The sequence below is a fragment of the Shewanella sp. SM101 genome, from assembly GCF_025654465.1.
In the GTDB taxonomy this organism is placed as follows: Bacteria; Pseudomonadota; Gammaproteobacteria; order Enterobacterales; family Shewanellaceae; genus Shewanella; species Shewanella oncorhynchi.
This window is the reverse complement of the sequence record NZ_JAKKRH010000019.1, coordinates 1-23,724: the sequence shown is the minus strand read 5'-3', so window position 1 is coordinate 23,724 and position 23,724 is coordinate 1. Positions and strand designations below refer to the sequence as shown.

20 protein-coding genes are annotated in these 23,724 nt (G+C 45.0%); 14 read left to right on the top strand and 6 right to left on the bottom strand.

Translation table 11 applies throughout. From position 1 onward, the window contains the following. The gene (gene waaA, locus L5M38_RS12130) at positions 1 to 1,266 is read right to left on the bottom strand and encodes a lipid IV(A) 3-deoxy-D-manno-octulosonic acid transferase (protein ID WP_263179245.1); all 1,266 of its coding nucleotides are present in this window, start codon (positions 1,264 to 1,266) and stop codon (positions 1 to 3) included. 142 nt (positions 1,267 to 1,408) lie between these two features. On the opposite strand from waaA, the gene L5M38_RS12125 reads away from it, so the two are divergent. The 5 genes from L5M38_RS12125 (at position 1,409) to glpG (ending at position 5,822) form a co-directional block, all read left to right on the top strand. Beyond that, positions 1,409 to 2,056 (top strand): TetR/AcrR family transcriptional regulator, encoded by a 648-nt coding sequence (locus L5M38_RS12125; protein ID WP_113940155.1) that lies wholly within the window; start codon positions 1,409 to 1,411, stop codon positions 2,054 to 2,056. A gap of 286 nt (positions 2,057 to 2,342) precedes the next feature. Continuing rightward, positions 2,343 to 3,536 carry a glycine C-acetyltransferase gene (locus L5M38_RS12120; RefSeq protein WP_263179244.1) on the top strand — a complete coding sequence of 398 codons (1,194 nt, stop codon included), beginning with the start codon at positions 2,343 to 2,345 and terminating at the stop codon, positions 3,534 to 3,536. An 11-nt stretch (positions 3,537 to 3,547) separates the two neighbouring features. Next, positions 3,548 to 4,573, top strand: a complete 1,026-nt coding sequence (gene tdh, locus L5M38_RS12115) for an L-threonine 3-dehydrogenase (protein ID WP_012090660.1) — start codon at positions 3,548 to 3,550, stop codon at positions 4,571 to 4,573. Between the two features lie 101 nt (positions 4,574 to 4,674). Next, complete coding sequence (gene glpE, locus L5M38_RS12110) at positions 4,675 to 4,980, top strand: thiosulfate sulfurtransferase GlpE (protein ID WP_006084745.1); 306 nt, start codon at positions 4,675 to 4,677, stop codon at positions 4,978 to 4,980. Beyond that, positions 4,977 to 5,822: a rhomboid family intramembrane serine protease GlpG gene (gene glpG / locus L5M38_RS12105; protein ID WP_263179243.1), complete on the top strand. Its 846-nt coding sequence runs from the start codon at positions 4,977 to 4,979 to the stop codon at positions 5,820 to 5,822. The genes glpE and glpG overlap by 4 nt, the downstream gene beginning before the upstream one ends. A gap of 88 nt (positions 5,823 to 5,910) precedes the next feature. Here glpG and elbB read toward each other — a convergent pair whose 3' ends face one another. Beyond that, positions 5,911 to 6,573 (bottom strand): isoprenoid biosynthesis glyoxalase ElbB, encoded by a 663-nt coding sequence (elbB, locus tag L5M38_RS12100; RefSeq protein WP_263179242.1) that lies wholly within the window; start codon positions 6,571 to 6,573, stop codon positions 5,911 to 5,913. Between the two features lie 387 nt (positions 6,574 to 6,960). Here elbB and polA point away from each other — a divergent pair, with 387 nt between their 5' ends. Next, positions 6,961 to 9,729, top strand: coding sequence for a DNA polymerase I (gene polA, locus L5M38_RS12095; protein ID WP_173497795.1), 2,769 nt, complete (start codon positions 6,961 to 6,963; stop codon positions 9,727 to 9,729). Between the two features lie 1,021 nt (positions 9,730 to 10,750). Here the strand turns inward: polA and yihA are convergent. Next, positions 10,751 to 11,410, bottom strand: a complete 660-nt coding sequence (yihA, locus tag L5M38_RS12090) for a ribosome biogenesis GTP-binding protein YihA/YsxC (protein ID WP_006079362.1) — start codon at positions 11,408 to 11,410, stop codon at positions 10,751 to 10,753. A 167-nt stretch (positions 11,411 to 11,577) separates the two neighbouring features. Here yihA and L5M38_RS12085 point away from each other — a divergent pair, with 167 nt between their 5' ends. The 5 genes from L5M38_RS12085 to hemN all read left to right on the top strand — a co-directional run bounded on the left by L5M38_RS12085 (position 11,578) and on the right by hemN (position 16,486). Next, entirely contained in the window at positions 11,578 to 12,201 is a 624-nt protein-coding gene (locus tag L5M38_RS12085; protein WP_105250761.1) for a c-type cytochrome, read from the top strand. Positions 12,202 to 13,017: 816 nt separating this feature from the next. Then, positions 13,018 to 13,656, top strand: coding sequence for a class I SAM-dependent methyltransferase (locus L5M38_RS12080; RefSeq protein WP_263179240.1), 639 nt, complete (start codon positions 13,018 to 13,020; stop codon positions 13,654 to 13,656). A gap of 90 nt (positions 13,657 to 13,746) precedes the next feature. Then, the gene (gene yihI, locus L5M38_RS12075) at positions 13,747 to 14,307 is read left to right on the top strand and encodes a Der GTPase-activating protein YihI (protein WP_263179239.1); all 561 of its coding nucleotides are present in this window, start codon (positions 13,747 to 13,749) and stop codon (positions 14,305 to 14,307) included. Between the two features lie 73 nt (positions 14,308 to 14,380). Next, positions 14,381 to 14,848 (top strand): DUF2489 domain-containing protein, encoded by a 468-nt coding sequence (locus L5M38_RS12070; protein WP_113940148.1) that lies wholly within the window; start codon positions 14,381 to 14,383, stop codon positions 14,846 to 14,848. A 261-nt stretch (positions 14,849 to 15,109) separates the two neighbouring features. Beyond that, positions 15,110 to 16,486 (top strand): oxygen-independent coproporphyrinogen III oxidase, encoded by a 1,377-nt coding sequence (gene hemN, locus L5M38_RS12065; RefSeq protein WP_006084752.1) that lies wholly within the window; start codon positions 15,110 to 15,112, stop codon positions 16,484 to 16,486. A 27-nt stretch (positions 16,487 to 16,513) separates the two neighbouring features. Here hemN and L5M38_RS12060 read toward each other — a convergent pair whose 3' ends face one another. Beyond that, the gene (locus tag L5M38_RS12060) at positions 16,514 to 16,723 is read right to left on the bottom strand and encodes a hypothetical protein (protein ID WP_263179238.1); all 210 of its coding nucleotides are present in this window, start codon (positions 16,721 to 16,723) and stop codon (positions 16,514 to 16,516) included. 126 nt (positions 16,724 to 16,849) lie between these two features. After that, positions 16,850 to 17,845, bottom strand: a complete 996-nt coding sequence (gene add, locus L5M38_RS12055; RefSeq protein ID WP_212599426.1) for an adenosine deaminase — start codon at positions 17,843 to 17,845, stop codon at positions 16,850 to 16,852. 210 nt (positions 17,846 to 18,055) lie between these two features. On the opposite strand from add, the gene L5M38_RS12050 reads away from it, so the two are divergent. Both L5M38_RS12050 and L5M38_RS12045 read left to right on the top strand, forming a co-directional pair. Then, complete coding sequence (locus L5M38_RS12050; RefSeq protein ID WP_263179237.1) at positions 18,056 to 19,867, top strand: DUF885 domain-containing protein; 1,812 nt, start codon at positions 18,056 to 18,058, stop codon at positions 19,865 to 19,867. Positions 19,868 to 19,962: 95 nt separating this feature from the next. Beyond that, positions 19,963 to 20,946, top strand: coding sequence for an alpha/beta fold hydrolase (locus L5M38_RS12045; protein WP_263179236.1), 984 nt, complete (start codon positions 19,963 to 19,965; stop codon positions 20,944 to 20,946). Here L5M38_RS12045 and L5M38_RS12040 read toward each other — a convergent pair. Continuing rightward, entirely contained in the window at positions 20,903 to 23,353 is a 2,451-nt protein-coding gene (locus L5M38_RS12040) for a GGDEF domain-containing phosphodiesterase (protein ID WP_263179235.1), read from the bottom strand. The genes L5M38_RS12045 and L5M38_RS12040 overlap by 44 nt on opposite strands. Before the next feature lie 182 nt (positions 23,354 to 23,535). Here L5M38_RS12040 and L5M38_RS12035 point away from each other — a divergent pair. After that, a partial coding sequence (locus L5M38_RS12035) for a helix-turn-helix domain-containing protein (protein ID WP_263177467.1) occupies positions 23,536 to 23,724 on the top strand: 189 nt, incomplete at its 3' end.

Genomic DNA, 23,724 nt, shown 5'->3' with positions numbered 1-23,724 from the left:
TTAATAGGTTATTAAAGATTTCGCGAGAAGAAATTGCCGTTGTAAGGCACCACGATTAGCCTCAACCACAGCCAATCCCGCGTTCACCGCCTGCAGGCGTAACTCAGGTTTAGCAAAATACTCAATCAAGTTAGCGGCAAGTTCATCCGCCGAAGCGACAACCCTTAACCCACCAGCATCCGCCAACATCTGCGTAATCTGGGCAAAGTCCCAATGGTTCGGCCCCACCATAACAGGCACGCCCATAGCAACAGGCTCCAAGGGATTATGGCCACCATTATTGATCAGCGTGCCACCGACAAAAGCTTGATCCGCGGCGCCATAAAAGGTCAGAAGTTCACCCATGGTATCGCCTACCAGCACTTGTGTCGTAGCCGTCACGGGAAAATTACCGCTGCGGCGAACAGATTCAAAACCTTGGCTGGCAACAAACTCAGCAACAGCAGAAAATTGCTCAGGATGACGCGGTGCAATAATCAACAAGGCATCGGGCCACTGAGCCAATAATTGCCTATGGGCTGTAAGCATGGCGTCAAATTCTCCAGGATGCACACTGCCTGCGACCCAAATCGGCGAGGTTTTACGCCCCCAAGTCTGACGCAACAGCTTGGCATTGGCTAAACGCTCAGGCGTAATACTGAGATCAAACTTCAAGCTACCGCATACTGTCACTCTGTCCGGCGATACACCTAACTCGATAAAACGCTGCGCTTCTACTTGAGTCTGCACCGCAATAACATCGAGTCGTTGCAACATAGGTCGACTGAGTTTAGGGCGCTTAGCATATTGCGCCGCCGACTTGGCCGACAGGCGGGCATTCGCTAACATCAAGCGCACACCGCGTTTGGCAGCAACAGCAACTAAGTTAGGCCACAGCTCAGTTTCCATAATCACACACCACTTAGGCGAGACTTGGCGCAAGAAACGCCTCACACACCAAGGTAAGTCAAAGGGCAAATAACAATGCTGCACTGAGTCACCAAAGGCTTTACGCACTTCTGCAGACCCTGTTGGGCTGGTTGTGGTAACCGTAATGCTTAACTCAGGGTGTGATTGCATAATCAAACGGATCAATGGGATTGCCGCGAGCGTTTCGCCCATAGACACAGAATGGACCAGTACATCCGTCGATTTAAGTCGGGTTAATCCAAAACGTTCCCCCCAACGACCGCGGTAATCAGGGCTTTTAATAGCACGAAATGCTAAATAGACGATTAGCAAAGGGGATAATAAATATAAGATCGTGGAATAGAGAAAACGATTCATTAAAAACGTGCTTATGAGTTTTGCCTGATGAATAGCGGCAATGTTAGCATATGCACCAAATTAGGGATAATTTACCAGCAGTATGGCGGTCGTTGGTTAACTCTATCTATGATGTGGCGTTCACTAGCAATTTGGATAACTTATGAAAACCCGCGACAAAATAATCTATGCCAGTCTTGAACTGTTCAACGAGCATGGCGAAAGAAACATCACCACCAATCACATTGCCGCTCACTTAAATATGAGTCCCGGGAATCTTTATTACCATTTTCGCAATAAAGAAGACATTATCCGCTGTATTTTCAGTCTATATGAGAATCATCTCGAATCGGGTTTCCAACCCTATGAAGATAAGCAAGTGGATGTAGAACTGTTAATCGGCTACTTCGATGCTATGTTCTATACCTTGTGGCAATTCCGTTTTATGTACGCCAATCTTGCGGATATTCTCGCCCGCGATGAAGAACTAAAAAAACGCTATTTGCACGCACAGCAGCAAGTCTTAACGCGTTCAAGCCATGTGCTGCATAAACTCACACAAGATGGATTTCTGTGTGTCGATGCTGACAAAATCACGCCACTGGCGGATACCATTAAGATGATCGTCAGCTTTTGGATTGGTTATCAACTCACGCAATCCAGCACGTCCACCATTACTAAAGCGACACTTTATGAAGGCGTTTTAAGGGTGCTGATGATTTTCAAAGCCTATGCAACCCCGACTTCCGTTGCGACTTTTACTCGCCTAGAGCAACATTACCACGCGCTAGCGAGTCAAGAATCTCTATAACGTCATCCCAAACACCTATGTTGGGAACTCGCATTCGGAACTAAACTCAAAGCAATTATAGTACTGAGTGCGAACCCGTTTTCGCTCTACAACGCTTAAAAGAATACTCAGTCAAACAGTGGCAAACTTATGTTGCACATTAGTTTTTATAATGTAAAAACCACTTTAGCCCTAAACTAGTTTATCTTGCGAACCTGCATGAAAAAAAGGCTGTAGGCCGATTAGGTTTAGAGTTAGAATGCCGCCACTCCCAAAATCAGAATAAAGTTAACTAAGGAGATATCAGGTGGCCTCTACCTCATTCTACGCACAGATTAATCAACAGCTTGCAGACATCAAAGCCGAAGGCTTATATAAAAGCGAGCGTGTTATTGCCTCACCACAACAGACTGCCATTCAAGTTAATCACCAAGAAGTTGTTAACTTTTGCGCGAATAATTACCTAGGCCTAGCGAATCACCCCGAGCTAATCAAAGCCGCCCAACAGGGTTTAGACAGCCACGGCTTTGGTATGGCATCAGTACGTTTTATTTGCGGTACCCAAGACATACATAAAAAGCTAGAAGCTAGCCTGAGCGAATTCCTCGGCATGGAAGATACGATTCTGTACTCTTCTTGTTTCGATGCAAACGCTGGTCTGTTTGAAACCTTGTTAGATGCAGAAGACGCCATCATCTCCGATGCGCTCAACCATGCTTCTATCATCGACGGTGTACGTTTATGTAAAGCGAAGCGTTTCCGTTATGCCAACAACGACATGGCCGATTTAGAAACTCAGCTGATCGCCGCGAAAGAAGCTGGCGCACGTAACATCTTGATCGCCACCGACGGCGTATTCTCGATGGACGGCGTGATTGCTAACCTGCAAGGCGTATGTGATTTAGCCGATAAATACGGCGCACTGGTGATGGTCGATGACTCTCACGCGGTAGGCTTTATTGGCGCAAACGGCCGTGGCACCCACGAATATTGCAATGTGATGGACAGAGTCGACATCATCACAGGCACCTTAGGCAAAGCGCTAGGCGGCGCATCGGGTGGTTTCACTTCGGGTAAAAAAGAAGTCATCGACTGGTTACGCCAGCGTTCACGTCCTTACCTGTTCTCTAACTCATTAGCGCCGTCAATCGTGACTGCGTCTATCCATGTGTTAGAAATGCTCAAATCAGGCCAAGCCCTGCGCGAAGCCGTATGGGAAAACAGCCGTTATTTCCGTGAGCAAATGTCAGCAGCAGGCTTTACTTTGGGCGGCGCCGACCACGCGATTATCCCTGTGATGATTGGTGATGCGAAACTGGCGGGCGACTTTGCTAACCGCTTATTAGCAGAACATATTTATGTTATTGGCTTCTCGTTCCCAGTAGTTCCTAAGGGACAAGCCCGTATCCGTACGCAAATGTCAGCGGCACATACCCGTGAGCAACTCGACAAAGCGATCACCGCCTTTACTCGTATTGCCAAAGAAATGGGCATTATTTAGGACTTAAGACAATGAAAGCACTAAGCAAGTTAAAAGCCGAAAAAGGTATTTGGTTAGTCGATGCGCCTAAGCCAGTGATGGGCCACAACGATCTGCTGATCAAAATTAAAAAAACGGCGATTTGTGGCACCGACATGCACATCTACAACTGGGACGAATGGTCACAAAAAACCATTCCAGTCCCTATGGTTGTTGGTCATGAATATGTCGGCGAAGTGGTTGATATAGGCCAAGAAGTTCGTGGTTTTAAGATTGGAGACCGAGTGTCTGGCGAAGGTCATATTACCTGTGGCCACTGCCGTAACTGCCGCGCAGGCCGTACCCATTTATGCCGTAACACCTCTGGCGTGGGTGTCAATCGTGAAGGTTCATTTGCGGAATACTTAGTTATCCCCGCCTTTAACGCCTTTAAAATCCCTGATGATATCAGCGATGATTTAGCCTCAATCTTTGACCCGTTTGGTAACGCTGTGCACACAGCATTATCCTTCGATTTAGTCGGTGAAGACGTGTTGATCACCGGCGCAGGTCCCATCGGCATCATGGCGGCTGCAGTATGTCGTCACGTAGGTGCTCGCCATGTGGTGATCACCGACGTCAACGAATACCGCTTAGAGCTGGCCCGTAAAATGGGCGCCACGCGCGCTGTGAACGTGTCAAAAGAAAACCTAAAAGACGTGATGAAAGAACTGGGCATGACCGAAGGTTTCGACGTTGGATTAGAAATGTCTGGCGTACCCTCAGCCTTCCACGCCATGTTAGATACCATGAACCACGGCGGCAAAGTCGCTATGCTCGGTATTCCAAGTGGTGAAATGGCCATCGACTGGAGCAAAGTGATCTTCAAAGGTTTGGTCATTAAAGGCATCTACGGCCGTGAAATGTTCGAAACTTGGTACAAGATGGCCAGTCTTATCCAATCAGGCTTAGATATTTCACCTATCATCACTCACCACTTCAAGATTGATGATTTCCAACAAGGTTTCGACGCTATGGGCTCGGGCCAATCGGGTAAAGTGATCCTCAGCTGGGATTAATCCTGCAGAGCATTACCTAGATAGGGGCTGTACACTCGCAGCCCCTTGTTGCACACTTATCCCATCTTGATTTCCATCTCTTAGCTTTGTCAGGTTTTATTATGTCTTCCTTTAAACACTTAAGCGTTAATCAATTGCTGCAAATGACCGAAGCACAGCCAGTGCAAATCGTCGATATCCGCGATGGCAATAGCTTCACCAACGGCCATATTGCAGGTGCAACTAACCTGAATAACGAAAACCTAGCGCAATTTATTAGCCAAGCCGATATGGATAGCCCACTCGTGGTGGTTTGTTACCACGGCATGAGCAGCCAAAATGCGGCGCAATATTTATGCGAACAAGGTTTTGATGACGTTTACAGCCTAGACGGCGGCTATAGCGCCTGGCATGAGGCGAATGCATGATAGAAATTGGCAGACTCCCCAACAGCAGAGCCGCGCAGGCATTTGTCGATTACCTCAAAGGGGAAGACATTGACTGCCAAATTGAGCCGCTGGTTCAGGGTGTTGCCATTCTGGTTATCCATGACAAAAATGTGGAGCAAGCACGCAAAGAGTTTGCCCACTTTATTGCTCACCCTTACGACAATAAATATCTGCAAGCCTCATGGGAACACGGCGATACCCAAACCAAACTCGATTATGGTGCCCCTTCGCTGCAGTTGTTCACCCAATTTATTACCGGCGCAGGCCCAGTCACGCTGATCGTATTTGCGGTTTGCGTACTCATTTTTGCGGCGATGAACTTAGGATTCGCCAACCAAACCTACGAAGCACTGTCCTATTTTGGGGCAGTACCTCATTCAGAGTTCAGCCAGTTCTGGCGTGTTTTTACACCGAGCCTGCTGCATTTTTCAGCCATGCACGTCATCTTTAATTTGCTCTGGTGGTGGTATTTAGGCGGTAAAATCGAAACCCGTATAGGTACTGCACCATTGCTCATTTTGCTGTTTGTCGCAGGAACTCTGCCAAACGTTATCCAATATTATGTCGGTGGACCTAACTTTGGCGGGCTGTCCGGCGTTGTGTATGCAGTGGTGGGTTACACTTGGATCATGGGTATACGTAAACCCGCAGCTGGAATAGATTTCCCACCATCATATATGGGCTTTATGATGATATGGTTGGCATTGGGATTCACAGATATTCTAGGGGTTTCGGTTGCTAATGGTGCCCACATTGGCGGCTTACTCATAGGTTTAGCCCAAGGTTTATTTGATAGTCGCAAATCCTCGAGCTCAATCTAATAACTCAATCTAATATTGTGAACCAAGATAAATCCTGAAATTTATCTTGGTTCAATGACTCGCTTCACTCCTCTACAAACCGCTCAAACTAACTCTGATCAGTCATTTCTAGTAGCTTAACGACTAGCTTCTCGATGCCTGAATGCGCTTCAGCAATATTACCAGCCAACATATAAGCGGGTGTGCTGACAATGCGATTCGCTTCATCCACGACTATCTCATGTACTGTCGCAACTTGATGCTCACCGCCCATCAAATTAAACGCTGCAACAGTATCGCTATCATTACCGATAGTGCCTTTTACACCGTGGGGATATAAACGCGGGATCATCATAGGAGCAATACAGATAAAACCAACGGGCTTTTTCGCCAGAATGAACTCATTGATAAAATCAGTCACCAGCGGTTCCACTTCACACTCACTGCCATTCGTCGCAAAGTTACACAGATTTTTCGCCGCACCAAAGCCACCGGGAATGATCAAGGCATCAAATTCGGCGATATCTAATTCTGTGGTCGCTTTGACTTCGCCACGGGCGATACGTGCCGACTCCACCAGCACGTTACGACTTGCAGCAGCATCTACCTCGCCAGTGAAATGATCTACCACATGCATCTGTTTGATATCAGGTGCAAAACATTGGTAGTGAGCCCCCCCTTTGGATAAGCATAAAAGCGTTAAAACCGATTCATGGATCTCTGTTCCATCGAAAACACCGCATCCACTCAGTAACACTGCGACTTTTTTCATTAAAAATATCCTTCTTATGTCATTAAGTTTTAACAAACTACAAACAAACTAGTTGATCTGATTAAAAATCGTGCTAACTTAATTCGTCGAATCTGACGGGTGCCGAAAATTAAGCCAATCCTTAGATGTATTTTACGGAGTCAATAAAAAATCCACAAATTGGGAAGATTTTTTAAGAAACAGTATTGAACTCACACAAATCTTTTATAAACATAAAAAACAACAACTTAAAAAAATCGCACTAAGCCGTAATCATCGCCATTATTCTCAGTTGACTTTTTCACTCACAGACTTATCCACAGGCTGAGAGTCATTTTGCCATGGCTGAAATAGTGCTTCTGTGGCATGCTTAGCGCCATCTAAGTCATCGATAAACGAAAAATACCTATGCCAACCGTCGCTAAAAACCCACTTGTGCTTGTGGATGGATCTTCTTATTTGTATCGCGCTTATTATGCGCCTCCTCACCTAACAAACTCAAAGGGCGAAGCAACGGGTGCCGTTTATGGCGTAGTGAATATGTTACGCAGCTTGTTGACCCGTTATCAGCCAAGCCATATAGCAGTCGTGTTCGATGCCAAGGGAAAAACCTTCCGCAATGACATGTACAGCGAATACAAAGCACAGCGCCCACCTATGCCTGATGATCTACGTTCGCAAATCGAACCCTTGCATCGCATTATTCGCGCACTGGGTTTACCACTGATTTCAATTTCCGGCGTCGAAGCCGATGACGTGATTGGAACTATTGCCCGCCAAGCCAGCTTAGAAAACCGTGCCGTGCTTATCAGCACAGGCGATAAAGACATGGCCCAGTTAGTGGATGAGAACGTTACGCTCATCAACACCATGACAGACACCATAATGGGCCCAGAAGAAGTCGTCACCAAATTTGGTGTCGGTCCAGACCGTATCATAGATTTACTCGCACTGATGGGCGACAAGGCTGACAATATTCCAGGCTTACCCGGCGTGGGAGAGAAAACGGCGCTCGCTATGCTCACGGGAGCCGGCAGTGTGAGTAACTTATTAGCGGAACCCGAAAAAGTCGCCGAGCTCGGCTTTAGAGGTTCTAAAACCATGGCGGCAAAAATCATTGAAAATGCCGACATGCTCAAGCTTTCTTACGAACTCGCCACCATCAAAACCGATGTCGAACTTGAGCAAGATTGGCACGAACTCACTCTCATGCCAGCAGACAAAGATGAACTGATCAAATGCTACGGCGAGATGGAGTTTAAACGTTGGTTAGCCGAAGTCTTAGATAATAAAATGACGGCAAATACCTCAATTGATGCGGCATCCACAGAAACACAAGAATACTCATCTCCAGTCGAAGCGATTGAAACACAGTACGACTGCATTCTCACCGAAGCCGAATTAGACACTTGGATTGCTAAGCTTAAACAAGCCGACTTAATGGCAGTCGATACTGAGACCACCAGCTTAGATTACATGGTGGCCGAATTAGTCGGGATTTCCTTCGCCGTTGAGACAGGAAAAGCCGCTTATCTTCCTTTGACCCACGATTACGTTGGTGCACCGACTCAAATCGATAAAACGGTCGCGTTAGAAAAACTGCGTCCGCTGCTTGAGGATCCAAAACTTAAGAAAGTCGGTCAAAATCTTAAGTACGACATCAGTATCTTAGCCAATGCAGGGATCAAACTACAGGGCGTCGCTTTCGACACTATGCTCGAATCCTATGTTTTCAACTCAGTGGCTTCGCGCCATGATATGGATGGTTTAGCACTCAAGTATTTAGGCCATAAAAATATCAGTTTTGAAGAAATTGCTGGCAAAGGTGCAAAACAACTGACCTTCAACCAAATCCCGCTAGAGACGGCTGCACCTTATGCAGCAGAAGATGCTGACATCACACTGCGTTTACACCAACATTTATGGCCAAGACTCGAGAAAGAAGCCGAACTTGCCGCCATGTTTACCGAAGTCGAATTACCGCTAATCCAAGTGTTGTCGGACATTGAACGTCAAGGGGTCTTAATCGACAGCATGTTACTCGGCCAACAGAGCGATGAACTGGCGCGTAAAATCGATACCTTAGAAGAAAAAGCCTACGACATTGCCGGTGAAAAATTCAATCTTGGTTCACCTAAGCAGCTGCAAGTATTGTTTTATGAAAAGCTAGGTTATCCGATCACCAAAAAGACCCCAAAGGGTGCGCCATCGACCGCGGAAGAAGTATTAGTCGAATTAGCCTTAGATTTCCCACTGCCAAAGGTGATCCTCGAACATCGAAGTCTATCTAAGTTAAAGAGCACTTACACCGATAAGCTGCCACTGATGGTCAACGCCAAAACGGGTCGCGTACACACTAGCTATCATCAAGCTAATGCGGCAACAGGTCGCTTATCGTCAAGCGAACCTAACCTGCAAAATATTCCGATTCGCACCGAAGAAGGTCGCCGTATTCGCCAAGCCTTTATCGCCCCAGCAGGCCGTAAAATTTTGGCCGCCGACTACTCGCAAATCGAACTACGGATCATGGCCCATTTATCCCAAGATGCTGGCTTACTCAAAGCCTTCGCCGAGGGCAAAGACATTCATAGAGCCACTGCTGCAGAAGTATTTGGTACCGACTTTGATGAAGTCACCACAGAACAACGCCGCCGTGCCAAAGCGGTTAACTTCGGCTTAATTTATGGCATGTCAGCCTTTGGTTTGGCGCGTCAGCTTGATATCCCACGCCATGAAGCACAAACCTATATCGATACCTACTTTGCCCGTTATCCTGGCGTATTACGTTATATGGAAGAAACGCGCGCGGGTGCTGCTGACTTAGGTTATGTGTCGACTCTGTTTGGTCGTCGCCTCTACTTGCCCGAAATCCGTGATCGTAATGCGATGCGCCGCCAAGGTGCTGAACGTGCTGCGATTAACGCGCCAATGCAAGGTACGGCTGCTGACATCATCAAAAAGGCCATGATCAATATTGCCCAGTGGATCAAAACAGAAACCCAAGGCGAAATCACTATGATCATGCAGGTTCACGATGAATTAGTGTTTGAAGTCGATGCGGATAAAGCAGAGGCACTTAAAAAGACAATCTGCACCTTGATGGCGCAAGCAGCTAATCTCGATGTTGAACTGCTTGCCGAAGCAGGCATTGGTGATAACTGGGATGAAGCCCACTAATCTCAGTAATATCCAGAAGAACACTATCAATATGATTTAACTGAAAATAAAGCTAATCTGACTTCAATATTTTGAGCTCAGATTAGCTCTCTCCCGTCTTAATCGCCTCTAAGAACATCAATACAGAGTCCTTTTCATCACTCAGCATAAATAACCCTTTCACAATACAAATTAGCTCGTTAAGTTAGACAAACTTCATCGGCAGAAAATGATTCACTCACAGCCAAACAATCTTTACCTGATACATTTGGCAGTAGAGTTCATCGATACACTGCCACAGCAGATGGATATTAAAAGGTGTGATTTACTCGAATTGAAACTGCATTCAAGTCAGCCATATATGCTCAAGAATGCCATAACGGTTGTTCTCTCACGCGTACACCAAAATCTTAGGTCAGGATTAGAGTAAAAAATCAAATCTCAAATATTGATCACTTTTGTATATAAATTTCGAGTTTTCTCTTTAAATCAGCCAATTAACCATTTTCACTGAAATTTTAGGATCAATTTGAGATGCTTTTTCACTCACAACCTGAGATCAAGCGCACATAATTACCTCTTTTTTGAAAAAACTGTTTTCCATTTAAAGATAAATAGAGTAATATTCTCTGCGTAGGGTACAGAGGTTAAGATGTTCTATCTTTCAGACCTTTATTTCACTTATAGTGATGAGCCAAATTCTGGCGCCTCAGCAACTTGTTTGCTGAGGCTTTTTTTTGCTCTTTTTTCAGACTTTAAGTAAATTTTAGAGTATTTACTTTAATAAGGGATGGATTGGCTGTATGCTAGTTTCATTGAGAACCATTGAAGCTAATTTGATGGTGCTTGAGTCTTGTTGAATTTAGCTTCTCCCCAAAAGAGCTAATATTTTTGGCCGATGATAATATCATCGGCTATTTTTTTGCCTGAAATTAACGAAGAACCGATGGGAATGAGACTGAATAAAAGAGAAAAATTGCAGTAAAAACAAAGAGGAGGTATACACAGTCAAATTCTACCATGTACACCAAAACAGGCGATATTATTCAGCGTTATTCGCTGCATCTAACTCATCAGTCAACCACTGTGGATGACACCATTCATTAAGAATTGCCAACACTTTAGGCTTACCGGTTCCTTTAAGTGATGAGAAGGGTTCAACTTGCACCCAGTCGCCAAACTCACTTAGTGCGAGACGCACTTCATTTACGGTTTTCATCTTAGCACTTTGGGCTAATTTGTCTGATTTCGTTAGCAAAGCTAATACAGGAATTTCACTAGCAACTGCCCATTCAATCATCTGCATATCGAGATCTTTTAATGGATGACGAATATCCATCAAGACAACCACGCCACTTAAACAAGCGCGTTTTTGCAAATATTCACCCAATGCTTGCTGCCATTTATTTTTCAACGCAAGTGGGACTTGCGCAAAGCCATAACCAGGCAAGTCAACTAAACGACGCTGAGCATCTAACTCAAATACGTTAATTAGTTGAGTACGGCCCGGTGTTTTACTGGTTCTTGCTAAACTTTTTTGCTCAGTTAATGCATTGAGTGCACTAGACTTTCCAGCATTAGAGCGGCCAGCAAATGCAATCTCAACTCCAACATCGCCGGGCAGATATTGATCCAAATGTGCAATGTCAGGTGCACTGATTAAAAACTTTGCCCTACGAAAATCTATACGAGATTCAGTCACTATTTACTCCGAAATTTTTCTACGCAATACCATAATTTATGAAGAATTACTTACTTTCCCACGTTTTCGTGTAAAATATTACTCCGATCACATTAATCATATTTTACCACGCTTGCGGGTCACCCTAGTAAGCTCAGGATAATAATTTAACCAGAAGTTGGAACGCCATGAAAAAGCTAGCTCTTGCGCTGTCTGTTGTAATTGCCGCCATATCTTCACCTGCGATTGCTGAAGGTAATGCTGAAGCGGGAAAAACGAAAATCATTGTCTGTTCGGCCTGTCACGGTATGGACGGTAACAGTATGATCGATATGTACCCCAAAATTGCGGGCCAACACGCCACTTACCTCCAAAAGCAACTACATGATTTCCGTAGCGCAGCACAAACTGGCGGTAAAGATGGGCGTATGGATCCTATCATGAGTGGCATGGCAATGCCTCTAAGCGATCAGGATATTCTCGACATTAGCGCATATTTTTCTAGCCAAGCAATCCAAGTGGCTGAAGCAAAAGATGTTCCTGAGTTAGGTGCTAAACTTTACAAGGGTGGTGATGTTTCTCGTGGCATTACCGCTTGTATGGCATGTCATGGCCCAGATGGTAAAGGCGCTGAGCTTGCAGGTTTTCCAACGTTGGCAGGCCAACACGCAAACTACATCAAGATCCAGCTGACAAAATTCCGTGAAGCTGGCCGCCATAATGACTTGAATGGCATGATGCAAGATGTGGCTAAAAAACTAAATGATAGCGATATCGACGCGCTATCAAAGTATCTTTCTAGCCTGAAGTAATCTTCGCGAGTGAAAAGAAGGGTGTATTGTCACCCTTTTTTTACACCACAAAGTTGACGTGGACGTAAACTGCTAAGATTCGTGCTTGACATAGATCACAGATTTCGGTTTAATAAGCCCCGTACCGAGATAAACCCATCTGTTTGTACAAAAAGATTAATAATAACTTACAGGTTTCGGTATAATTAACGTTCAAGATATAAGAATAAAGATACTCAATAACAATAATATACTTAAGACCACTCTCTAATAATAACAAGAGTCGTGATTTCCACTTGAAATCCAGGTCAGCACAATTTTGTAAGGGATGGCCGATAACGCCAATTTGCTTCTAGCAAAACACCTTACACTCAGGGTAACTTGCCCCATCAGGACATAGTTTACATGATGTTAACTGTAGCAAAGGAAGCGATAAGCTTAGGATGCACTGGCTGGATGCTTGTTATCACAGGAAGGTACTTAAGTAACATGGATGGTTAACTCGACGTCAATGATGACGATGCTTTAAAAGATGTGTCGCGAGACCATCTACGGAAACTGTAGTCAGGATGGCGACAGAAAAAAATAAAGTGTCTGGAAGACCATTAACAAAAATAATGCAGGGAAAGCAGTAAAAAAAAGAAGGATACCGACCGGGAAAGTCGCATAGCAAGTATGGATACTTGGAATCAGGATAAGGTGCTAAAGCACCCTTTGTAAGGCGGCAGTTTAACTGCCGCCTTTTTTCTTTTGTAACACCCCATTAGTGTCTAAAATGTGCACTCAACCAATATAATTGGTACAATCAAAGCCTTAATAATCACTTCAGCAGACTCAATGCCCAGATGCCCTCTTTGTCATAACAGTCAGACACGACTCCTTCATCAAGATAAAAAGCGGAGTTTTTATGTTTGTAAGACATGTGAGTTAACCTTTGCGGATGCGAATAGCCATTTACCCCCCGCGGCAGAGAAGCAAAGATACGGTCGTTCACGCATAGTGTCGAAGCAAAAACAGTTATCGCAATTTATTTTGCCGCTGTTAGTGCAATTAGAGCAGCAACAAGCGGGCAGTTTATTAGGATTGAATTTTGGCCGCATACTCGATGATGAGAGTCTGACGACCATAGAAAATGCGGGCCACAAGTTAAATCAATATGATCCCTTTTTTGCCCCGAATCATGACGTGTTAAAGCTAGAGTATGATTTTATCTGCTGTTATCGGGTGTTTGAGCATTTTCAAAACCCTATAAAAGAGTGGACTTTGCTCTCTCGGCTACTGCATTCTGGTGGTTGGTTAGCGATAAGCACACCATTACTAACTGAATTAGATGGTTTTGCTAAGTGGCATTATAAGAACAACCTCACCCATGTGAGCTTTTATCAGCGACAAACCTTCGAGTACCTCGCAAACAATAGCGATTTTGATCTATTATTTGCCGCAAAGGACCTCGTTTTGATGCAAAAAACATCATAATCTGGTATAACACTCGGCCTAATTTCGCACCTTGTAGACAAGCTTACCCTTAGTCTGCAAGGCCATACGTTGTAAATAATTGAGAAGACCATGTCTCGTAGCAAGAAAACACGCAAGGGCGGCGAGAACAGCCCTAAGTTACAGCCAAGAGTGAAGAAGCAAGATCGCGCTGTAGCGACTGGCAAACGTAAAGATTCTGGCAATAAATCAGGTAGTCGTCATAACGAAAGCTTAATTTTAGCGCAAGCGCCGCAACAGCTGGCCGCTAAGAAAAAAGACCCGCGTCATGGCAGTAAAAAGCCTGTGGCTTTAGCAATTCCTGCGGCAGTAGTAACAGATAAAGCCGCTCAGCCAAAAGTGAAACAAGCTAAGCTGACTGACGAGCAAAAATTGCTGAAATTGGAAGAAGATCCAAGACTAAATCAGCTGTTAGATATGCTTGAAGAAGGCCGCGACCTCAACGAGGTTGACCAAAAGTGGTTAGATCAACAGCTAAATAAGATTGAAGCTCTGATGATTAAACTGGGCATTAGCGACGATATGGATGATGACACACCTTCATCACCTGCTAAGTCTTTGTCTGACGATGAGTTGTTCGACAAATTCGAATCAGGCGCTGACTTACTAAAAGATTATCAAGACAAGTTCTAACCTCTCAGTGCTAAGGCATAGGGAACTCAGTTTTTAGCTGTGGCTCCTTATGCCATTCATATAAGGAGTCTTTGTGTCTACGACTATCATTATTCTCGGTTTTATCATCATAGTAGCGCTAAGTAGCTACGCCACCTTCTTAATCCTAAAACTCAAGCAGCAAAAAAAGCGTCAGCAGGCTGAACAAGCCGAGCGTGAAGTGACTGCGAACGCAAAACGTGCCCAAGTTTTAGATGATATCCGCTATATCGCCACTGCCATGATTGAAGACCGCTGTGAGATCTCTGAAGGCGTGGTCAGGATTGGGCGATTATTTGAAATCCTGTCATTAAGTGAGCGTGTGGCTCCCGATTACCCTTCATTATTCAAACACTTTGAGTTAATTAAAAATCATCCCATCATGGATGCTCGTCAAGCCTTGCCTAAGCAAGAAAGAATGAAGTTAGACTTGATCAGAATGAAGTCTGAAGCCGCATTAGAACAAGGCATCAGTGATGATGCGAAAAAACTGTCGGATTACCAAGCCAAAGCGATGCATTAAACCAGCCCATTGCTATACCTCAAGACCACTTATATTGTGGTTTTGAGGTTATCTCGATAAAACCCGCACCAATTTTACCCTCCTTACTCCCGTGAGCCTGCGCACAAAACCGCCAAATATCGACAGACAAGCGTACTTTTTTGATAGATATTGCGTAACTTCTAAAAAGACAGACGTCATTTTTACAACCTAGATCAAGGTTATTTACTTAAGAACCTTGCATACTTCGCTTGTTGCTAATTTACCCACGGAGGACACGCCTTGAAGCAGCCCACTCAGATTAGCTGGGATCAGTCGATGATCGAAAAATATAACTACAGCGGTCCCCGTTATACCTCTTACCCAACGGCATTGGAGTTCGATGACACATTCACCGAACAAAACCTGCTGACGGCCATTGAAAATAGCAAAAGCGATAAACTGTCGCTGTATATTCATATCCCGTTCTGCGCCAAGCTTTGTTATTACTGCGGCTGTAATAAAGTCATCACCCGCCACCAACACAAAGCCGATCAGTACATTGAATATTTAAGCCAAGAAATTATTAAACGTGCGCCCCTGTTCAAACATTACAGTGTGACCCAAATGCATTGGGGCGGCGGTACACCCACGTTCTTAAATCCAGAGCAGATTCTTAAACTTACGTCATTGATTAAAGCTAACTTTAACTTTGCGGAAGAAGGCGAGTACTCAATTGAAGTCGATCCTCGCGAGATAGAACTGTCAATGCTCGACACGTTGAAAGAAGCGGGCTTTAACCGGATCTCCATCGGTGTACAAGATTTCAATAAAGAAGTGCAAATTGCCGTTAATCGCGAACAAGATGAGCAATTTATCTTCGACTTAATGGCTAAAGCGAAAGCCATGGGTTTTGTGTCAACCAACATAGATTTAATCTATGGTTTGCCACACCAAACGCCAGAAACCTTTGCCGTCACTATGCAGCGCGTTTTAGATTTATCGCCTGACCGTCTGTCGGTATTTAACTATGCTCACTTACCTGCGCGCTTTGCCGCTCAACGTAAGATCAAAGACGAGCATTTACCTTCGCCAAAACAAAAACTCGAAATGCTGCACCAAACTATCGAGACCTTAACTGGCGCTGGTTACCAATATATCGGCATGGACCACTTTGCTAAACCCGATGACGAGTTAGCCAAGTTGCAGCGCGAAGGCAGACTGCACCGCAACTTCCAAGGTTATACCACCCAAGAAGAATGCGATTTGTTAGGTCTTGGCGTATCGTCCATCAGTCAGATTGGCGATTGCTATGCGCAAAACCAGAAAGATATCCGCCCTTACTATGAGGCCATAGATAAGGAAGGCCATGCTTTGTGGAAAGGTTGCAGCCTAAACCGTGACGATGAAATCCGCCGCGTCGTGATTAAACAGCTGATTTGCCACTTCGAACTGGATATGGCGAAAATTGATGAGAAACTGGGGATTAACTTCGAAACCTATTTCGCTGAAGATCTTAAGTTAATGCAGACATTTATCGATGATAAGTTAGTTGAAATCGTCGACAGACAGATCACTATCAGCCCTACTGGCCGTTTATTGATCCGCAATATCTGTATGTGCTTCGATCTTTACTATCGTCAAAAAGCGCGTCAGCAACAGTTCTCACGCGTGATCTAAAGCGCCTATCGCAGCACTCGTAAACGCTCATAACAAATCCGACTCTAGAGTCGGATTTTTATTGATTGCAATTTTTAGTAACGACTCAGAGCTTATACCAATCGTATTAAATATCTGTTCATTCAGCGGGAGTTCAACGCGCTTTAGACAAGGCGAAGGCTTGAAGGCATAGTGGTGCTCTGTCGAAAGCCTTAAACGCAGTATAAAGCGCGTTGAAACCCGCCCCTTGGGAGCCACACAGGCATCCCACTCCCGTGTTGCATTGACTTAAAAGAGAATAACCATTTCTGCGTCAATGCGCCTCGGATTGAAATGCCTGTGAGGCTCTGAACTGATTAGATATTTAAATGTGATTGGTATTACTTATACCTTAGCGGCATACAGTACTTTGCGCTCACTGTCCGATAAAAATGCCATTTCAACGCCGTTACGTTGCACCTGCGCTAACTCAGCATCGGTTAACTTGAGTTCAGATTTGGCGATACGATACTCATGCTTAATATCGATAGCGCTCACACCGGGATCATCGGTATTTAGGCTTATCAACACGCCTGCATCCATAAAGGTTCTGAAAGGATGCTCAGCGTAAGAAGCGACTGTAGAAGTATGCAAGTTACTGGTTGGGCAAGATTCGATGCCAATACGGTGCTTAGCAAGATATTCCATCAGCTTAGGATCGTGAATCGCATTCACCCCATGACCAATTCGAGTTGCGCCAAGTTCTTGAATCGCTTGCCACATACTTTGTGAACCCGCAGCTTCACCGGCGTGAGCCGTAATCGCAAGGCCAGCATCACGAACACGTTTAAAGTGATCGTTAAATAACTCGCCAGGGAAGCCTAATTCATCGCCGGCTAAGTCCATAGCCACGAGATGTTGTTTATGGGCGAGTAAGCCTTCAAGTTCTTGAGTACAAGCAGCTTGACCAAATGAACGTGACATAATGCCAATCAAATTGATCTTCACGTTATAGTCTTTTAAGCCCGCTTTAACGCCGTCAACTACCGCCTCAACTACGCCTTCAATCGGTAACTTATGGTTCATCGCCATATAGTAAGGACTAAAACGTAACTCAGCGTAATCTAAGCCAGATAACGCCGCATCGGCAACGTTTTCATAGGCGACGCGTTTAACCGCATCCAAATCTGCGAGTACAGCAACCATCCAATCGAGCTTCTTTAAGAAGGCGACTAAGCTAGTTTCTTTCCCCTGAATTTGCACAAAAGGTGCGAGTGTCTCTAAAGAATCGGCAGGTAGCGCAATGCCGTGTTGGTGTCCTAGTTCCCAAATGGTATTTACCCGCACATTACCGTCTAGGTGACGATGCAGATCCACCAATGGAATGGATGTATCAATCATATTTAACCCCTATTTGAACTACCCAGCCAATGCTTTTGTTATTTGGTCGCGGGCGGATACTAAGTTTAACACGCATTTTCGGGGGCATTTATGCGCCAAACGCATTTAAATTCACATTCAGTCACAATTCTGCTTAATATCCATACAAGGAACGGCCGCATTCATCAGGCATAATGACTTCAATAACAACGAAAATATCAGAGATCTAACATGCATAAACTCTTAACCCCCAGTTTATTGATATGCGCATTAGGCGCCTGCAGTGCCACTCAAACCACAAAAAATATTCAAACCCCATCGTCACAGGCAATATCAGCAGCACAATCACAAGTTGAGCCAATCGCCCCAGCGCTGCAAGCGATTATCGACCAAAGCTGGCAATTACAACTCAGTGCGAGTCCTGAAATGGCTTACAGCATGGGCGATGCCAGTGCAGCAGGAAAATTAGCGGATCTCTCGCCAGTCGCGCTCGCTAAACTTAATCAAGGTCAAATCGCAGTACTAGCGCAGCTCAAAGCACTCGACCGCGGCAGCTTGAGTAAAGAAGATAAGATTAACGCTCAAATACTGGAAGATCAGATCCAAAACGATGTCGACCTATATCGCTTTAAGGATTATTACCTGCCCATTACCGCGGAAAGCGGCTTCCACGCTTATATCACCTCAATCGCACAGGGAAGATTCAACACCCTTGAGGATTACCGCAACTATATTGCCAAACTCAATGCACTCCCGACCTATTTCGCCCAGCAAACTCACTGGCTAAAACAAGGATTGGCCGAGGGAATAACGCCACCTAAAGTGACACTCACTGGTTTTGAAGACAGTATCAGTGCTTATATCGTCCCTGTTGAAAAGAGCAGTTATTTCAAACCTTTTACTCAATACCCCAGCTATTTCACTGAAGCACAAAAAACTCAGCTGACTCAAGAAGGCCGAGCCTTAGTCGAGCAGAAAGTCCTGCAGTTATACCAAAACTTCTATGATTTTATGACTAAAGAGTACATTCCCAATGCCCGGGAAAATATCGCGGCCAGTAGCTTACCTAACGGCGCAGAATTTTATGAGAATAGGGTACGTTACTACACGACCTTGAATATGACGTCGACGCAAGTGCATGAACTGGGCGTAAAAGAAGTACAACGTATCCGCCAAGAAATGGAACAAATCATCGCGTCAGTAGGTTTTAAAGGCAGCTTTGCCGACTTCTTACATTTCCTGCGGACCGATCCTCAGTTCTACACCACCAGTGCCGATCAGTTACTCAAAGAAGCGGCATTTATTGCCAAAAAAGCCGATGCCATGCTACCTAAGTACTTCGGCAAACTCCCACGCCAACCCTATGGTATAGCGCCAGTGCCTGCCGAAATTGCGCCGAAATACACCACAGGACGATATTCAGGATCGAACGGCGATGATGAACCCGGTTACTACTGGGTCAACACTTATGCATTGGATAAGCGCCCACTCTACGAGCTAGAAGCTTTAACTTTGCACGAAGCCGTACCCGGTCATCATCTGCAAATTTCACTCAACTCTGAGCTAACCTCACTCCCAGATTTCCGTCGTTATGGTTATATCTCTGCCTTTGGTGAAGGATGGGGGCTATATTGCGAATATTTAGGTTTAGAAGCGGGTTTCTACCAAGATCCATACAGTAACTTTGGTCGCTTAACCTATGAAATGTGGCGCGCGGCGCGTTTAGTCGTAGATACTGGCATGCACGCCCAAGGATGGAGTCGTCAACAAGCCATCGACTTTATGGCCAGCAATACCGCACTATCACTGCACAATGTCACTACCGAAATTGACCGCTATATTTCCTGGCCAGGACAAGCCTTGTCCTACAAGATTGGTGAGTTAACAATCAAACGATTACGTACCAAGGCAGAACAGGAACTCGGCGACAAATTTGATATTCGTGCCTTCCACGATGCTGTGCTCGAAAATGGCTCTGTACCTATGTCGATCCTCGAACAGCAAATCAATGATTTTATTGAAGCGAAAAAGGTGGCACGCTAAGTTAATGAAATTCATGGGAGTCGGTATTTTCAGACTCCCATGGTTGTCTGTTACACTCTAACAAACCATTCAAGCCAAATGATTTGCGACTGAGTATGAGCCAAGCCAAAGCGACATTTTCGACTGAACACGATTTAAATACCTCAGAGCAGCAAGCCTTCTGGCAAAGCGTTGTTCAAGACACGCTAGCCTCTGCCGACGGCGTCACGCTGGCCTATATGATGGTCAAACATCCCCAAGCGCATACCGCAATCGTTCTCAGCAGTGGCCGAGTCGAGTCCTATTTAAAGTATCAAGAATTGGTCTTCGACTTATACCAACAAGGTTACTCTGTTTATGCCATAGATCACCGTGGCCAAGGGCTGTCGGATCGTATGACAATCAATCCACACATGGGCCATGTGCGAAGATTCAATGATTATATTGATGATTTTGCACTATTTATGCAGAAGATAGTGTTACCACAAAACGACAAACAACTCATGCTACTTGGCCATTCAATGGGGGGCGCGATTGGCACTTTGTATCTCAAACAGCATCCCGATATTTTTACCGCCGCGGCATTTTCCGCACCCATGTATGGCATTAAATTACCTATGCCAAAAGCGTTCGTACGCTGGTTAGCCAGTAAACTCGATACCACACTCAATGGCGGCGAGCCTAATTATGTACTTGCAGGACAAAACTATAAACCTGTTCCATTCAAAGGGAATGAGCTAACTCACAGCCAGACCCGATACCAAGCCTACCGAGAATTGTATGATGCTGCCCCTAAGTTACAACTCGGTTCACCCACTAACCGTTGGTTGACTGAATCTTTAGATGCGGCAGATACTTGCGTACTGGCAACGGCACAAATTCGCACTCCGATACTGATACTGCAAGCGAGTGAAGATAAGATTGTTGATAATGCGGCCCAGAATCTCGCCGTGAGTACCCATTGCCAATTGAAAGTAATCGCTGGGGCTGCCCATGAGATTTTTATGGAAAAAGACGCCTGCCGAAACCAAGCCTTAAACTATGCTCTCGACTTCTTTAAACGCTACGCAGCAAAGGACGAGGACAAACAAGCTGGATAAAGTCCGCTTGGTTTAAGGCTCGGCTGAATAAATAGCCCTGATAGCCATCACAGCCAAGTTCAACAAAAGCTTGATATTGTTGGGATGATTCGACACCTTTGGCGACAACGCTCAAATTGAATTGCCGCGCAGAGGTAATAAGTACATTCACTTTTGTTGGCATTGTGGTTAATGAATCAATACAACTCATATCCAATTTAACCGCAACTAATGGCTGATTCGCTAAGCAGCTCAAGGCACTCAAGCCCGAACCGAAATGATCGAGGATGATGCCTACACCAGCTTCAACTAACTTAGAGACACGCTCATCCACAAACTGTGGTTGCATTAAAAATGCGGCCTCATTGAGCTCAATACCCAGTTGATTAGCACCAATACCATGCTCCTTAACCAACCCAACGAATGTATCAACAAAATCTGCCTGACCAAATGAGAATGCACTGATATTGAGAGTCAAAGGAGGCAAACTCCTTCCTTGAGCCCGCGATTTCTGAATAAACAGACACACCCGCTTAGCCACCCAAAGATCAAGCTCAGCAATAATTCCCCCTTGTTCTGCTAACGCCACAAATTCAGCTGGCGGAATAAACTCTCCATCAGCACGATACCAACGCGTGAGCACTTCAGCCGAGACAAGTTCACTGGTCGCATTGATCACAGGCTGGAACATTAACGTTAAGCTATCTTGTTGTAATGCGGTTTGTAATTCCTGTTGCAACAGCTCATCACGGCTCTGGCGAAAGTCCATTTCAGCATGGTAAAAAGCGCACCCAGCTTGACCTGCTTGCTTAGCGCTTAACGTTGCCAACTCGGCACGACGCATCACTAAAGCAGGATCTAAGGTTTCTATACTATCGAGTAAACAGATCCCCACACACGCGCTCAGCTCAAAGTGATGATGACCGTAATGGAATGGTCGAGCAATCACTTGCCTTAACTCACTCGCAAGGGCTAAAGCACGACGAGCAGCGGCTGACGCATCTGCCGCTAAATCTTTAGCAAGCAAAACGAAATTACCAGACTCTAATCGACCGACCGTTATATTTTCAGTGAAATAACTCGATAAACGGGCCGCGATTTGTGTTAACAAGCGCTCTAATTCATGGGAATGTAAAGTGGCAACCAATCCTAAGCGATCCACCTCAACGAGCAGCAATGCTCCCCATTGCCCCGAACTATTACCATGGGTTAAAAATTGCGATAAATGCCCCATAAAGACATCGGGCAACATCTTGCGACCGACAACCGATTGATCTACAAGCTCAGTAATTGCAGCATGGTTCTTCGCGCTTTCTGACACATCCATATGAATGCCTATCATGCGAGTCGGGCGCCCTTGGGGATCCCAATCAACTAACATACCGCGGTCTAACACCCACACATAATGGCCATCTCTATGCCGTAAGCGGTGAACACTTTCAAATTCTTTACTCTTTCCGCTAACGTATTCCTGCAAAGCATCTAACACAATCTGCTTATCATCGGGATGTAGCCGCGTCTCCCATGTCTGGAATACTCCAGCCAATTCATCAGGCTCATAACCAATCATCTCTTTCCAGCGATCAGAAAGAAAAACCTCCCCAGTACTAATACCCCAATCCCAAATACCGTTACGCGAACCTTCCACAGCAAATAACCAACGCAATTCACTGTCATTCAGCTGTTTAACTGCCCGACTTAAACGCTCATGTGCCTGCTGCAAACTAGCTTGCAAAGATAAAACTTCAGATGAACTCCAAGGTATCGATGTCGAAAAGGAAGAAGTACCAACCTGCTTAGCTGCCTCGCTCAACATTTGGAATGGGCGGATCAACAGGAAATATAAAATAAAGGTAAAGCCAATCAGCAATAATCCGCCAAGGCCCCAAACCCGCATAAAACGTTGCTGCAACTTAGCAGAAGCTTCGGCAACTAAAGGGGCTAAATCGGCTTCAAGATAAATCAAATCAACAGCCCCACCATACTGGGGAAGAACGGGATAATATGCTTGAATAGTTAAACGCTCGAGATTAACGAGTATCTGCGGAAGAAAAGCTTGAACCACAGATCGGTGAAGGTCTACATCATAACCATCGATGACTTGAGTCGCATTACTATCACGCCACACAGTATGATTAGCAAAACGAATACGGCTTTCAGCATCAACCAAGATATACACCATAGTGCCCATATCCAGCGCAGCTAAGGAAACTTCCTGCTCAATCCGCTCCACATCCTGTAAAGCTTGCGCCGATTGAACCACATTCTGCATGCGGAACAACTGTTGCTTTATCAAAGCCGACTGTCGCTGCGCAAGTTCAGCCCTAACTTGGTCACTTTCGAACAGGTACTCGCCTATGACCAACACTAAATATAGGGTCAGCATACAAAGAGGAAGCAGTACCGCGAGCGAAAGCTTACGAAGCATAGGCAACAGATGGCCGTTAACAAAAAAATTAATATTTTTGTATGCTAACGGGAAACTAACCACTAAGCAAAAGGACTTATCAAACTAAGCGAGATCTTCATGTAAATAATCAACTTAGAGTATAATACCAATTATATTAATTATGTGATCTAATTGGTCATCAGTTTTTAATCATACAAAATATGAATCATCCCCACATCGCAGCCTTAGTAAAATCGGAGAAAAGTGCACGCAAACGTATGCGCTATCTTGCCTTACTCCATTTCACTGAAGGTCATTCTCGTACCGCCATCGCAAGCATGCTTAAGGTCAGTAGAACCAGTGTCAATCGCTGGGTCACCGCCTATTTAACCCATGGGCTGACTGGCCTT